Annotated in this window: 12 protein-coding genes; 6 read left to right on the top strand and 6 right to left on the bottom strand. The window is 68.3% G+C overall.

Annotated elements, in window-relative coordinates; translation table 11 throughout:
* Nucleotides 1–93: 93 nt before the first annotated feature.
* From rdgB to murI, 3 genes are read right to left on the bottom strand one after another with little or no spacing between them, the layout of a single operon-like run.
* Nucleotides 94–684, bottom strand: a complete 591-nt coding sequence (gene rdgB / locus ACU5E9_RS18690; protein WP_456811384.1) for an RdgB/HAM1 family non-canonical purine NTP pyrophosphatase — start codon at nucleotides 682–684, stop codon at nucleotides 94–96.
* Between the two features lies 1 nt (nucleotide 685).
* Nucleotides 686–1,420: a ribonuclease PH gene (rph, locus tag ACU5E9_RS18685; RefSeq protein ID WP_456811383.1), complete on the bottom strand. Its 735-nt coding sequence runs from the start codon at nucleotides 1,418–1,420 to the stop codon at nucleotides 686–688.
* Nucleotides 1,417–2,289, bottom strand: a complete 873-nt coding sequence (gene murI, locus ACU5E9_RS18680) for a glutamate racemase (RefSeq protein WP_456811382.1) — start codon at nucleotides 2,287–2,289, stop codon at nucleotides 1,417–1,419. The genes rph and murI overlap by 4 nt, the downstream gene beginning before the upstream one ends.
* A 178-nt stretch (nucleotides 2,290–2,467) precedes the next feature.
* On the opposite strand from murI, the gene ACU5E9_RS18675 reads away from it, so the two are divergent.
* Both ACU5E9_RS18675 and ACU5E9_RS18670 read left to right on the top strand, forming a co-directional pair.
* Nucleotides 2,468–3,700: a beta-ketoacyl-[acyl-carrier-protein] synthase family protein gene (locus ACU5E9_RS18675; RefSeq protein WP_456811381.1), complete on the top strand. Its 1,233-nt coding sequence runs from the start codon at nucleotides 2,468–2,470 to the stop codon at nucleotides 3,698–3,700.
* Nucleotides 3,701–3,753: 53 nt separating this feature from the next.
* On the top strand, nucleotides 3,754–5,091 hold the full coding sequence (locus tag ACU5E9_RS18670; protein ID WP_456811380.1) for a nicotinate phosphoribosyltransferase: 1,338 nt from the start codon (nucleotides 3,754–3,756) through the stop codon (nucleotides 5,089–5,091).
* Between the two features lie 81 nt (nucleotides 5,092–5,172).
* Here ACU5E9_RS18670 and ACU5E9_RS18665 read toward each other — a convergent pair whose 3' ends face one another.
* The 3 genes from ACU5E9_RS18665 to ACU5E9_RS18655 are packed head-to-tail and all read right to left on the bottom strand — an operon-like array spanning nucleotide 5,173 to nucleotide 7,865.
* Entirely contained in the window at nucleotides 5,173–5,469 is a 297-nt protein-coding gene (locus ACU5E9_RS18665) for a DUF3039 domain-containing protein (RefSeq protein WP_265399575.1), read from the bottom strand.
* Nucleotides 5,470–5,487: 18 nt separating this feature from the next.
* A complete protein-coding gene (locus ACU5E9_RS18660) occupies nucleotides 5,488–6,990 on the bottom strand; it encodes a hypothetical protein (protein ID WP_456811379.1) in 1,503 nt (500 codons plus the stop codon).
* A 47-nt stretch (nucleotides 6,991–7,037) separates the two neighbouring features.
* Nucleotides 7,038–7,865, bottom strand: coding sequence for an ABC transporter ATP-binding protein (locus ACU5E9_RS18655; protein WP_456813578.1), 828 nt, complete (start codon nucleotides 7,863–7,865; stop codon nucleotides 7,038–7,040).
* Between the two features lie 1,718 nt (nucleotides 7,866–9,583).
* On the opposite strand from ACU5E9_RS18655, the gene ACU5E9_RS18650 reads away from it, so the two are divergent.
* From ACU5E9_RS18650 to ACU5E9_RS18635, 4 genes are all read left to right on the top strand, one after another.
* Entirely contained in the window at nucleotides 9,584–10,276 is a 693-nt protein-coding gene (locus ACU5E9_RS18650; RefSeq protein ID WP_265399573.1) for a phosphocholine cytidylyltransferase family protein, read from the top strand.
* 70 nt (nucleotides 10,277–10,346) lie between these two features.
* Entirely contained in the window at nucleotides 10,347–11,147 is an 801-nt protein-coding gene (locus tag ACU5E9_RS18645; protein ID WP_456811378.1) for an ABC transporter permease, read from the top strand.
* Nucleotides 11,147–11,893 carry an ABC transporter ATP-binding protein gene (locus tag ACU5E9_RS18640; RefSeq protein WP_456811377.1) on the top strand — a complete coding sequence of 249 codons (747 nt, stop codon included), beginning with the start codon at nucleotides 11,147–11,149 and terminating at the stop codon, nucleotides 11,891–11,893. The genes ACU5E9_RS18645 and ACU5E9_RS18640 overlap by 1 nt, the downstream gene beginning before the upstream one ends.
* 118 nt (nucleotides 11,894–12,011) lie before the next feature.
* The gene (locus ACU5E9_RS18635) at nucleotides 12,012–12,914 is read left to right on the top strand and encodes a hypothetical protein (protein ID WP_456811376.1); all 903 of its coding nucleotides are present in this window, start codon (nucleotides 12,012–12,014) and stop codon (nucleotides 12,912–12,914) included.
* Nucleotides 12,915–12,964: the final 50 nt, after the last annotated feature.

The raw sequence follows: 12,964 nt of genomic DNA, 5'->3' as shown, positions 1-12,964 counted from the left end.
CGCAGGGGCGAAAGCCAGCCCCGCCGCTAGATGGGAATGAGTGCCGTTCTCAGCAACCGACGCATCCCCACCGGGGAGAATATCAATCCCTGATCAGTCTGCTAAAAGCTCGGTAAGAACGGGTCCGAGCGCCGCGAACGCGATGGCGCGGTGACTTTCGGCGTTCTTCACCTCGGCGGCCAATTCGGCGGCGGACACGTCGTGCCCGTCGGGCTGGAAGATCGGGTCGTAGCCGAAGCCGCCGCCACCCGCTGGGGCGTGCAGGATCCGGCCGGGCCACTCCCCCGTGACGGCGCGCTCGACACCGTTCGGCAGGGCGAGCGCGGCGACGCAGGTGAAGTGCCCGGCGCGATGCTCATCGGCGATGTCGCTGATCTGCCAGAGCAGCAACCGCAGGTTCTCCTCGGAGTCACGCGCCGGTCCGGCCCAGCGGGCGGAGAAGATGCCCGGCGACCCGCCGAGCACGTCGACGCAGATGCCGGAGTCGTCGGCGATGGCCGGCAGCCCGGTGTGCGCGGCCGCGGCGCGCGCCTTGATCAGCGCGTTCTCGGTGAAGGTCGCGCCGTTCTCGACCGGCTCCGGGCCGTCGTAGGCCAGCACCTCAAGGTCGGGGAGCATGGGCGCGAGGATGCGGCGCAGCTCCTCGACCTTGTGGGCGTTATGGGTGGCGAGAACGACGCGCATCTCAGCGGCCCAGGGTGGTCTTCTGCAGTTCGGTGAGGCTGATCGCCCCACCGAGGGCGAGGTCGAGCAGGGAGTCGAGCTCGCTGCGGTCGAAGGGGGCGCCCTCAGCGGTGCCCTGCACCTCGATGAACTTGCCGCGGCCGGTGACGACGACGTTCATGTCGGTCTCGGCGCGCACGTCTTCGGTGTACGCCAGGTCGAGCATCGGCACCCCGGCGATGATGCCCACCGAGACGGCGGCCACGCTGTCGGTGAGCGGCTGGGCCTTCTGGGCGATGAACTTCTTCTCCCGGCCCCACTCCAAGGCGTCGGCCAGGGCCACGTAGGCGCCGGTGATCGCCGCGGTGCGGGTGCCGCCGTCGGCCTGCAGCACGTCGCAGTCGATGACGATGGTGTTCTCACCAAGCGCCTTCATGTCGACGACGGCGCGGAGGCTCCGGCCGATCAGCCGGCTGATCTCGTGGGTGCGGCCGCCGATGCGGCCCTTGACCGATTCGCGGTCCATGCGGGAGTTGGTGGAGCGGGGCAGCATCGAGTACTCGGCGGTGACCCAGCCCTTGCCCTTGCCGGCCATCCAGCGCGGCACACCGTTGGTGAACGACGCGGTGGCCAGCACCTTGGTGCGTCCGAAGGAGATCAGTGCGGAGCCTTCCGCCTGGTCGCTCCAGCCGCGTTCGATGGTGACGGGACGCAGCTGGTCGTTGGTGCGGCCATCGGCGCGCAGGATGTCGGTCACGGGTTCTCCTTGAAAAAACGCGGTGTGGTGGACGACGCGGCCAGTCTGGCCACCTCGCTGAGACTGATGGTGCCCGTCGCGACCAGGTCGACCCGGGAGATCTCCGGGCCGAGCAGCCGATGCGCGAGGCGCAGGAACTCGTCGGCGCTGTCGCCGGTGGCCTCGTAGCGGTAGCTGGGCGGTGCGGCAACGACCCGTTCGAGGCCCTGGCCCACGAGGACCCGGTAGACGTCGTTCGCGGTCTCGGTGTGGCTGGAGACCAGCGTCACCGCGTCCCCCATCACGTAGGAGATCACGCCGCGCAGGAACGGGTAGTGGGTGCAGCCGAGCACCAGGGTGTCGACGTCGGCGGCCTTGAGCGGGGCGAGGTATTCCTCGGCAACCCGCAGCACCTCGTCGCCCGTCGTGACGCCGGATTCGACGAACTCCACGAACCGCGGGCAGGCCTGGGAAAACAGCTGGATGTCGGTGGCCGCGGCGAAGGCGTCGTTGTAGGCCCTCGAGTTCACGGTGCCCGCCGTACCGACTACGCCGACGCGCTTATTGCGGGTGGTGCCCACCGCGCGGCGCACCGCCGGCTGGATCACCTCGACCACGGGAACGCTATAGCGCTCCCTGGCGTCCCGCAACACGGCCGCGGATGCGGTGTTGCAGGCGATTACCAGCAACTTCACATCCTGGGCGACCAGGTCGTCGAGAACCTCGAGGGCGTACTCGCGTACATCGGCGATCTTCTTCGGCCCGTACGGCGAATGGGCCGTGTCGCCGATATAGAGGATCGACTCGTTGGGCAGTTGGTCCTTGATGGCCCGGGCGACGGTCAACCCGCCGACGCCGGAGTCGAAAATCCCAATCGGTGCATCCGTCACGACAATCAAGCCTAGCCGGGTTCGGCATTCACCCCGCCGTGACACCGTTATATACCCAGAACGCTCCAACGTACGTTGAGACGCATATACCCGTAACTACACTCGGCATGTGGGCCAGGTCAACCAGACAGAGCCCGCACCGGAGACGTCCCTCGCGCCGTCTGAGGAGATGATCGTCATGAATGATCGAGTCGTAATCACCGGATTGGGAGCCCTCACCCCGCTCGGCAATTCCTGGACCGAAACCTGGGACGGCCTCACCAACGGACGCAGCGGCGTGGCCCGCATCACCCAGTTCGACGCCACCGACCTGCCCACCCAGATCGCCGGCGAGGTCAAGGGTTTCGACCCGGCCACGCGGATGTCGATCAAGCAGGTCAAGCGCGCCTCCCGCGCCTCGCAGATGGCCATCGCCGCCGCCCGTGAAGCCGTCGCCGACGCCGGCTTCGGCCCGTCGATGGAGGGCATCCACACTGCCGTCATCGTGAACAGCGCCGTCTCCGGCTACGCCGAGATCCAGGACGCCACCGAGCACGTCAACGCCGGCAGCCCCCGCCGCATCTCCCCCCGCTTCGTTCCGCAGTCGCTGATGAACATGGCCGCCTGCGAGATCGCCATCGACCTGGGCGTACACGGCCCGGTGAACGCCAGCGCCCTGGCGTGCGCGAGCGGCGCCTACGCGCTGCTCGAGGCGCGCACCATGCTCGTCACCGGTGACGCCGACGTCGTCATCGCCGGCGGCGTGGAAGCCGCCATCACCCCGGTGATGTTCGCCGGGCTGAACGCCATGCACGCCGCCTCCACCCACAACGACGAGCCCACCGAGGCCAGCCGCCCGTTCGATGCCAACCGCAACGGCCTCGTCTTCGGCGAGGGCGCAGTGGTCTTCGTGATGGAGCTGCTCTCCCACGCCCGCGCCCGCGGCGCCCGCATCTACGCCGAGGTGCTCGGTGGTGCGCTCACCAGCGACGGCTTCAGCATCGTCGCGCCGGACCCGTCCGGCCAGTACGCCAGCCAGGCCATCACCCGGGCCCTGGACCGGAGCAAGCTCAACCCGGCCGACATCGACATGATCGTCGCCCACGGCACCTCCACCCAGGCCAACGACAAGGCCGAAACCCTGGCCATCCGCCAATCGCTGCGCCACTTCGCCGACAAGATCTCGATCACCGCGCCCAAGTCGATGACCGGGCACATGATCGGTGCCGCCGGCGCCCTCTCCGCCCTGATCGGCGCGCTGTCGATCAAGAACGGCATCGTGCCGCCCACGATCAACCTGCGCACCCCCGACCCCGAGTGCGGCCTGGACTACACGCCGCTGACCGCGCGCATCCAGCCCATCAAGCACGCCCTGGTGAACGCGTTCGGCTTCGGCGGCCAGAACTGCATCGTCGCGTTCGGCGCCCTCTAACCGCCCCCGTCGGCTACAGCATGGTGGGCGGTGGGGCGGCTAGGCTTGCCCGCGTGACCGAGTCTTCAGCACTGCGAACCGACCGTTATGAACTCACCATGGTGGATGCCGCGATCCAGAGCGGCACCGCCGACCGGGAGTGCATGTTCGAGGCCTTCGCCCGGCGGTTGCCCGCCGGGCGGCGTTACGGGATCGTCGCCGGAACCGGCCGACTGCTCGACCTGATCGCGGACTTCCGGTTCGGGGACGCCGAGCTCGACTGGCTGCGGGACAACAACGTCGTGCGCCCGCCGACCCTGGACTGGCTGGCGGACTACTCGTTCAGCGGCAACATCTGGGGCTACAGCGAGGGTGACGCCTATTTCCCCGGCTCACCGCTGATCCAGGTGGACGGCACCTTCGCGGAGTGCGTCGTGCTCGAGACCCTGATCCTCAGTGTGCTCAACTACGACAGTGCGGTGGCCAGCGCTGCCGCACGCATGGTGTCGGTGAGCCTGGGCCGGCCACTGGCCGAGATGGGCTCGCGCCGCACCGGCGAGTACTCCGCCGTCGCGGCCGCCCGCGCCGCGTACATCGCCGGCTTCGGCTCCACCAGCAACCTCGAGGCCGGCCGCAGCTGGGGTGTTCCCACGATGGGCACCGCCGCGCACTCCTTCACCCTGCTGCACGACAGCGAGGAGGATGCCTTCCGCGCCCAGGTCGACGCCTTCGGCAGCTCGACCACGCTGCTCGTTGACACCTACAACATCGAACGCGGCATCGAACTGGCGGTGGCGGTGGCCGGGCCCGGCCTCGGCATGATCCGCATCGACTCCGGCGACCTGCCGACCGTCGCAGCCGCCGCTCGCGCCCAGCTGGACTCCCTCGGCGCCGTGAACACCGGCATCACCGTGACCAGCGACCTCGACGAATACTCCATCGCGGCATTGTCCGCGTCGCCGGTGGACGCGTTCGGCGTGGGCACCTCCCTCGTCACCGGGTCCGGTGCCCCGGCGGCTGGCATGGTCTACAAGCTCGTCGCGCACAAGGACAACGACGGCGACTGGGTGTCGGTAGCGAAGACGTCGGCGTCCAAGGCGTCCATCGGCGGCCGCAAAAGCGCCGTGCGTCGATTAGACGCCACCGGCACCGCCCGCGAAGAAGTGGTGCTGGTGGATGCCAACGGCCCGACCGCGCCGCCGGCCGAGTTGCCCCAGCCCGGCCCCGACGGCTTCGTCGAGCGCGCCCTGCTGGTGCCGCTGATGGTGGATGGCGTCGTCGACGAGCGTTACCTGGGGGCTGCGGGCACCCACCTGGCCCGGGAGACCCACGCTGCGGCGATGCGGGAACTACCGATCGACGCGTTCCGGCTTGGCCGCGGTGACGCCGTCATCCCGACCGTCTACCGTTAGTCGCCAAGCGCGGTAGTCACGACGAAGCGACAACCAGCCAGTCGCGGGCACATCACCACGTCTCGATGGGGCGGACGACGGTTAGTCCTGCTTCATCTTTTCATAGATGGCCTTGCAGGTCGGGCAGACCGGGAACTTCTCCGGGTCGCGGCCCGGCAGCCACTTCTTGCCGCACAGTGCCTTCACCGGCTTGCCGGAGAGGGCGGACTCGAGGATCTTGTCCTTGGGAACGTAGTGCGAAAAGCGTTCGTGGTCGCCAGGCTCGATCTGCTCCTGGTTGAGGAGTTCTTCGAGCTCGCGGTCGAGGGTCGAGGTTCCGCCGCCGGTTCCGGGGCCCTGGCCGGGGTCAGCAATGCTCGCGCGAGTGTCGTGTGTCATAACGTCAAGTGTAAACAGCTACGCGCGCAATGCGGAGGAGAGCATTTCGGGCCCACGACGCTCGAAGGTGCGCGAACCGGCCCACACCCCGCAGATCAGCATCAGCAAGCCGATGCCCAGGCCCCAGTACAGGGCCGGCAGGGTCCAGATCGGGTCGACGAAGATGCTCAGCACGGCGCACACGATCGCCGGGATCGCCACGATGATCGAGCCCACGAACGTGAACGACTGGATGATCGCCGCCGCGGTGTCCGACGACTGCGGCTGGGCGAACGGGCTGTCGCCCGGCTTGGTGGCCGGGTACGGGAACCGAGCGGAGGTGAAGCTGGAGAAGCCGAGCCCAGCGAGCAGGATGCAGGTGCTCACGCCCAGCAGGGCCGGCAGCACGGCCCAGTCGCCGTAGACGCCGACGCTGATGGCCGACCCGAGTCCGATCAACGGGATACCGACGAACAGAGCCGGAACGAGCCGGCCGACCCGGTCGGCCACGCCGCGCGGACCGGAGACCACATGCAACCAGATCGCCGTGTGGTCGTAGGCGACATCGTTGTGCAGGGTCCAGCCGAGGAAGACGCACATCAGTGGAACCGGCACCAGCGCCAGGTAGTCGATGGGCACGCCCGCGATCGCCAGCGGCAGGATCACGAGGACGGGCACGATCGGGATCATGATCAGGGAGACCCAGTAGCGCGGGTCGCGGCCCCAATAGGTGATGCTGCGGGCAGCGATGGCACCGATCGGGTTGTGCGGCATCCGGTCGAACCAGCCCAGGCCGCCGTATGCGCGGGCCTGCGCCTCACGGCCGGGCGTCACCAGCATCCGCGCCACCAACCCCCGCCAGGCCAGCCACAGCAGGTACACGGTCGCCGCGGCGATCAGCAGCCGGAGGAGGGAGTCGCCCCAGTCGCCCATGGCCGCGTCGCCGGGAACGGCCCACGCGGCACCCAGCGGTGTCCAGCCCAGGATGGCGGCGAACCCGCCGAGCATGTCCAGGCCGTACCGGCTCCAGTCCACGTTGACCAACAGCACGACCACCGGGGTAATCATGACGATGAGCAGGATGCCGATGATGCCGGTGAATTCGCGGGCACGGCGGGTGGAGAGCATGAACGCCGCCAGCGAGGTGCTCACCCGGGAGGCCAGCATGCACGTGGCCAACAGCAGTGCCGCCGCGAGGACAGCGAGCAGGGTCTCCCCCGGCCCCCTGGACCAGGTCACGATGGTGCCGAGCAAAACCAGCGCCAGGGTGGTGGCGGGTACGCCGACCAGCGACGAGACGGCCAGGCCGAACGCGAGCTGTTTGTTGGGGATGCCCAAGGTGGAGAACTTGCGCGGGTCCATGCTGTCGTCCACGCCGAAGATCAGCGGCACGAGGAAGAACCCGAGTACCACGACCGAACCGACGACGATCAGGCCGTCACGGATGGCGCCGATGTCGTCGACGGCGCGGAACGCGATGAGCATGGCCACCAGCGCGGCGGCGACGATCAGCCCGTAGAGGAGCCCGAGCGCAACTCCCACGACCTGCCAGGGGCTACGCCGAAAGAGATTGGCGAGAAGCCTCAGCTTCAGTCCGAGAAATTGTGCAACCACTCCAGGCCCTCCGCAACCTTTCGTCCGCCGGCCAGGTCGACGAAGCGTTCTTCGAGGGACGCGTTGCCGCGAACCTCGTCGATCGTTCCGGACGCCAGGACCGATCCCTGCACGATGATCGCCACGTGGTCGCACACCCGCTGGATGAGGTCCATTCCGTGGCTGGAGAGAATCACCGTTCCCCCGCTGGCGACGTAGCGCTGCAGGATTTCGGTGACGTTGACCGCCGACACCGGGTCGACGGATTCGAACGGTTCGTCGAGGACCAGCACCCGGGGCGAGTGGATCATGGCGCAGGCGAGGGCGATCTTCTTGGTCATGCCGGCCGAGTAGTCGGCGACAAGGCGGTTGAGGGCGCTCTCCAGCCCGAAGGCGGCGGCCAGGTCGGCCGAACGGGCCCGAACGGTCTCGGCTTCGAGTCCGCGCAGGACGCCGGAGTAGTACAGCAGCTGGGCGCCGGTGAGCCGGTCGAACAGCCGAAGCCGGTCCGGGAGCACCCCGATGGCCCGCTTGGCGGCGATGGGGTCGGCCCAGACGTCGATGCCGTGCACGTTGATCGTGCCCGAGTCCGGGCGGAGCAGCCCGGTGATCATCGACAGGGTCGTGGTCTTACCCGCGCCGTTGGGTCCGACGATGCCGTAGAACGATCCGGCGCGCACCTCGAGGTTGACTCCGGCGACGGCGACGTTCTGGCCGAAACGCTTGTTGAGGCCGCTGACAGCGATCTCGACGGGAGCGTCGGCGCGGATGACGGCGGATGCGCCGGTGCGAGGCGCGACCGGCTTGCGGGTGACGGGGGCCACGCGCGGCGCCGGCGCTATGGCCGGAGCGACCGGTGCAACAGGTGCAACAGGTGCGACCTCAGTGATCTGCGGCGCGGCCTTGGCCACGACCGCCGGGGGCGTAGTGGCCGGCGGGGTGGCGACGGGGGGCGTGACGGCCGGGGTCGTGACGGCCGCTGCGGCAGCGACCGGGGGCGCCGGGACCGGTTCGGACGGCTTCTGGGCCGACCTGTTCAGCCGCCAGAACGGGCGACGCTCGGTGCGCGCGGGCTCGGCGGCCGTGGCTGCAGGCGGCACCGTCGCGGCGACGCCCTCGGGGGCAGCCGGCAACCCGGTGTCGGCCGGCTTGGGCTCGGCGGGCGTGGCCGCAGCAGCCACCGACTCGGCGGGCTTGGCCTTGGCAACCTGCTCGGCGGGCTTGGACTTGGCGTCCTGCTCAGTCGTCACCGGTACCGAGGCGGTGGGCTCAGGCGTGGCGGACGCGTCGGTGGTCGTCGGCTGGCCTGCACCGGCATCCGGCTCAGCGCCGGACGTTGCGCGTGAAGCGGCACCGGCAGCAGCCGCGGCCGTGGCGGCCCGCGCTGCAGCGGTTGCTGCGGACCGGGCGGCGGCGGCTTTCGCCGCTGCGGACTTGGTGGCGGCCGCGCGGGCAGCGCCCGCCTTTGCTGCGGATTCCGACTTCGCCGCGGCGGCCTTGGCGGCCGCAGCCTTGGCGGCGGCCGGCCGGCTCGTGCCGGCACGGGCAGCCGTGCTCGCCGGCTGCTCCGACCCGGCTGCCTGGGCCGCTGAGGGTTCGCTCGCGGCGGCAGCCTCGACGGCGTCAGCGGTGTCGGCGGTTGCCGTCGTGGTGGCGGGCAGACGAGTGGCCTTGGCAGAAGGCGGCTTCGCGGTTGCCCTCGCCGGAGTCTTGCGGGCAGCGGGGGTACGGCTCACCGTGACCCGTGCGGCAGCGGTGGCGGGTTCGGAGCGCTGAACCTCCGACGGCTCCGCCCCGGCGTCCTGCGAAGTGGTGGGCTCGCCCACCGCAGCTTCGGATGCGGCTGCGGTTGCGGCAGCGCCTGCGCTGGTTGCGGCGGGCTTCTTCTTGGCCGGAGCACGCGTCCCGGCGGCGCGAGGCTTTGCGGGCGGCCTCGGGGCTCGGGTTGTGGTGCGCACCGGCTTGGCCGGGGCGGCTTCGCCGTCGGGCGTGGACGCAGCGGCGTCAGTGGGAGTCGCGGCATCCGCGTCGGCAGCTTCGGCGGCGGCAGCAAGGGTCGGGGGCGCAACGAGGCGCGGCACGCTCGTGCGGGGTGCACGTTTCGCCGGGGTCTTGCGGGGCGGTTTGGCGTCGGTTGTCGGCGCGGCCACGCTGGGAGTTGCAGGCTCATGGGGGCGGTCCGCAGGGGCATCCGTTTCAGGGGCGCTACCCTCGCGTTCCGGCTCCGTATCGGGAACGGGCAAGACCGGGGTCTGCTCGTCGGGCTCGGAGTTCGGAGGCACTGGAGTCACCCCGCTAACCTACCAAGTACCGTCTGACCTCGCTGAGTCGACAAGGCCTTTGAGGGCGTATTCACGAGGGCGTTAATCGTCACGATCAGGACACGCATTGTGGCATCCCTTCCCCCGGACTAGGGTATGCAGCTAGTCTGAGGTTGGCATAACGAAGTGTCTATACGTGAACTTAGGGGTGAACCGCAGGCAAACTCGGCAATAATGCCAGGCCGCCGCGGGGCCACCCAGATCTTTCTTAGGAGATATTCGTGACCACCCAGGTAGTAATACTTGCAGCAGGAATGGGCAGCCGTCTCGGCCGCTCGCTGCCCAAACCTTTGACCGAACTGAACGACGGCCGCACCATCATGCAGCAGCAGTTCGACAACATCGAGCACGCGTTCGGCAAGAAGACCAAGGTCACCATCGTTGTCGGCTACAAGCTCGAGCACATCATCGAAGCGTTCCCGCAGGCCTCCTTCGTGTACAACGAGCAGTACGACGTGACCAACACGTCCAAGAGCCTGCTCCGCGCCCTCCGCGCCTCCGCCACCGGCGGCGTGCTGTGGATGAACGGTGACGTCGTCTTCGATCCCGCGATCCTCGACCGTGCCGCTTCGATGATGAAGCGCGACCAGTCATTCGTGACGGTCAACACGTCCAAGGTGTCCGACGAGGAAGTCAAGTACACGACCAGCGCCGAGGGTTACATCAAGGAACTCTCCAAGACCGTGAAGAACGGGCTGGGCGAGGCCGTCGGCATCAACTACGTGTCTGCCGCCGACAAGGCCGTTCTCATCCATCACCTCAGCAAGGTCGACGACCAGGACTACTTCGAGCGCGGCATCGAGCTCGCGATCGAGAAGAACCGCATGCTCGTCGAGCCCGTCGACATCTCTGACTTCTACGCCGTCGAGGTCGACTTCGCCGAAGACCTCGAGCGCGCCAACCTCTTCGTCTAATCATCCGTCGCGATCGGGGCACCGCCGCCAGTGGCGCGGTGCCCCGATCTGCTCCCATACGATAGAGCGCGTGAGTAGTTACGCTCAGGTGCGTCCTGAACAGCGCACCCCGTTTGCGCGGTACCGTCATTCCCTGTGGCTGCTGACCCAGCGCGACCTGCGGGTTCGGTACTCCACCTCGGTCCTTGGCTACTTCTGGTCGATCCTCGATCCGCTCGTGATGGCCGGCATCTACTGGTTCGTCTTCACCCAGGTTTTCCAGCGCTCCGTCGGCAACGAACCGTACATCGTGTTCCTCCTCGCCGCGCTATTGCCGTGGATGTGGTTCAACGGAGCGATCTCCGACTGCACGCGGGCGTTCCTGCGGGAAGCCAAGCTCATCAGGTCCACCCGGATCCCCCGCACCATTTGGGTCAACCGGCTGGTGCTCTCCAAGGGCATTGAATTCATCGCCGCCATTCCCGTGCTGATCCTCTTCGCCATCTTCTCGGGCGCCGAGATCAACACGGATGCAGTGTTCTTCCCCCTTGCGATCCTGATCCAGGCGATTCTCACCGCCGGCGTCGGCCTGATCGTCGCCCCGCTCGTGGTGTTCTTCCGCGATCTCGAGCGTGCAGTCAAGCTGATCCTCCGCTTCCTCTTCTATGCCTCTCCGATCATCTACGGCACCAGCGACCTGCCGGAGCAGTTGCACTTCTGGGCCGCGTTCAACCCGCTCAGCGGCATCTTCAGCCTCTACCGTGCGGCGTTCTTCCCCGGCGAGCTCGACTGGTTCGTCGTGGCCGTCAGCGCCGTCATGTCGCTGGTGTTCCTCGGGGTCGGCCTGTTGGTCTTCTCCCGCACCGAGCGCGCCGTGCTGAAGGAGCTCTGATGACCGACACTGTCATCTCCCTCCACGACGTCGGCATCCGGTTCCGCCGCAACCGCCGGAGCCGCCGCAGTTTCAAGGACTTGTTCGCCGGCAGCCGCCGGCGCACCCGGTCGGGCGAGTTCTGGGCGCTGAAGAACGTGTCGTTCACCGTGCAGCGCGGTGAAGCCATCGGCGTGGTCGGCCGCAACGGGCAGGGCAAGTCCACGCTGCTCAAGCTGGTCACCGGTGTCGTCCTGCCCGACGAGGGAACCGTCGAGGTCGTCGAGGGCGTCGCGCCGCTGATCGAGATCACCGGCGGCTTCGTCGACGACCTCACCGTGCGTGACAACGTCTACCTCACCGCGGGCCTGCACGGCATGACCCGCAAACAGATCGATGCCCGGTTCGACGAGATCATCGAGTTCGCCGAGATCGCCGATTTCATCGACACCCCCTACAAACATCTCTCCAGCGGCATGAAAGTGCGTATCGCATTCGCCGTGATCTCCCGGCTCGAAGAGCCGATCATCCTCGTTGACGAGGTCCTCGCCGTGGGCGACAAGGCCTTCCGGGAGAAGTGCTACCGACGTATTGAGGAGCTGCTCGCCGGCGGCCGTACGCTGTTCATCGTCTCGCACAACGAGCGCGACCTACGCCGGTTCTGCGCGCGCGGCCTCTACCTCGACAAGGGCGCCCTGGTGCTCGATGCGCCAATCAACGAGGTCCTCGCCCGCTACAACGCCGAATACGGCGTCAAACCGGCCTGAGACGTTGCGCGGCCTCCATTCGTCACGCCTGGCGCGCAATTATCTGCTGGGAATTACCTCGCGGATGCTCAGTTTCGGCCCGTAAACTCGTGCTTCTGCACCCGAGGAGGACTGCATCATGGCTAAGAAGCCCACACCCCTGCTCTCACCCACCGGTGGAACGTCCGGTGGCGGCCCGCTGCCCGCCGGCGTCGTGACGGGATTCGACCGGGTCATGGCGATCCAGCGTCCCGCCGTCCTCGCGCACATCCGGGGCATTCGCCGGCGCCACCCCGATGCATCGCCGGAGCAGCTCGTCCGGATTCTGGAACGGCGCTATCTCGCCGCGGTGACCAGCGGTGGTGCCGCCGTCGGTGCGACGGCAGTGATCCCCGGAGTCGGAACCGGCATCACCCTGGCCCTGTCGGGCGTGGAGACGGCGGGTTTCCTCGAGGCGACGGCGCTGTTCGCGCAGTCCGTCAGTGAAGTACACGGCATCACCGTCGACGACCCCGAGCGCGCTCGCGCGCTGGTGATGACCATGATGCTCGGGCACGAAGGCTCCGACCTCGTGCGCCAGCTTGCCGGCCAGGTCACCGGAGGCGGCGTCGCCCGCACCGCGTACTGGGGCGAACTCGTCACCACGAGCCTGCCGCGCGCGATCATGGGCCCACTCACCGACAAACTGAAGCGCACGTTCATCCGTCAGTTCGCCGCCAAGGGCGGCGCCAGCCTGCTCGGCAAGGCCGTGCCGTTCGGCATCGGCGCGGTCATCGGCGGCATGGGCAACCACATTCTCGGTAAGCGCGTCGTCGGGTCGTCCCGGATGGCCTTCGGTCAGGCGCCGACCGTGTTCCGCATGGAGCTCGACCCGCACGGCCGCACCATCACGTTGCAGGACGGTGTGATCGTTCCCGGCAACCCGCTCTCCCGCCTGGGCCACGGCGCGCTTCGCGCGCTCCCCCGGCCGTTGCGCCGCCGTACGTCGGCCCCGGACCCGGTCGAACCCGAACCGTCTGTGCCGACCCAGCCCACGCGGTAGGGCGGCTCACCGGGTCTCGACAAGCTCGACCAACGAAGCGGGTGCGCCCG

The organism is Cryobacterium sp. AP23 (assembly GCF_054075385.1).
The sequence above is the reverse complement of the archived record's forward strand: the minus strand, read 5'-3'. Positions and strand labels throughout refer to the sequence as shown.

What these genes read in the sequence shown, in the direction of transcription:
- ACU5E9_RS18640 (WP_456811377.1), top strand. Translation starts at nt 11,147, where the DNA reads ATGACCGACACTGTCATCTCCCTCCACGACGTCGGCATCCGGTTCCGC.
- rdgB (WP_456811384.1), bottom strand. Translation starts at nt 684, where the DNA reads ATGCGCGTCGTTCTCGCCACCCATAACGCCCACAAGGTCGAGGAGCTG.
- ACU5E9_RS18635 (WP_456811376.1), top strand. Translation starts at nt 12,012, where the DNA reads ATGGCTAAGAAGCCCACACCCCTGCTCTCACCCACCGGTGGAACGTCC.
- ACU5E9_RS18665 (WP_265399575.1), bottom strand. Translation starts at nt 5,469, where the DNA reads ATGACACACGACACTCGCGCGAGCATTGCTGACCCCGGCCAGGGCCCC.
- ACU5E9_RS18675 (WP_456811381.1), top strand. Translation starts at nt 2,468, where the DNA reads ATGAATGATCGAGTCGTAATCACCGGATTGGGAGCCCTCACCCCGCTC.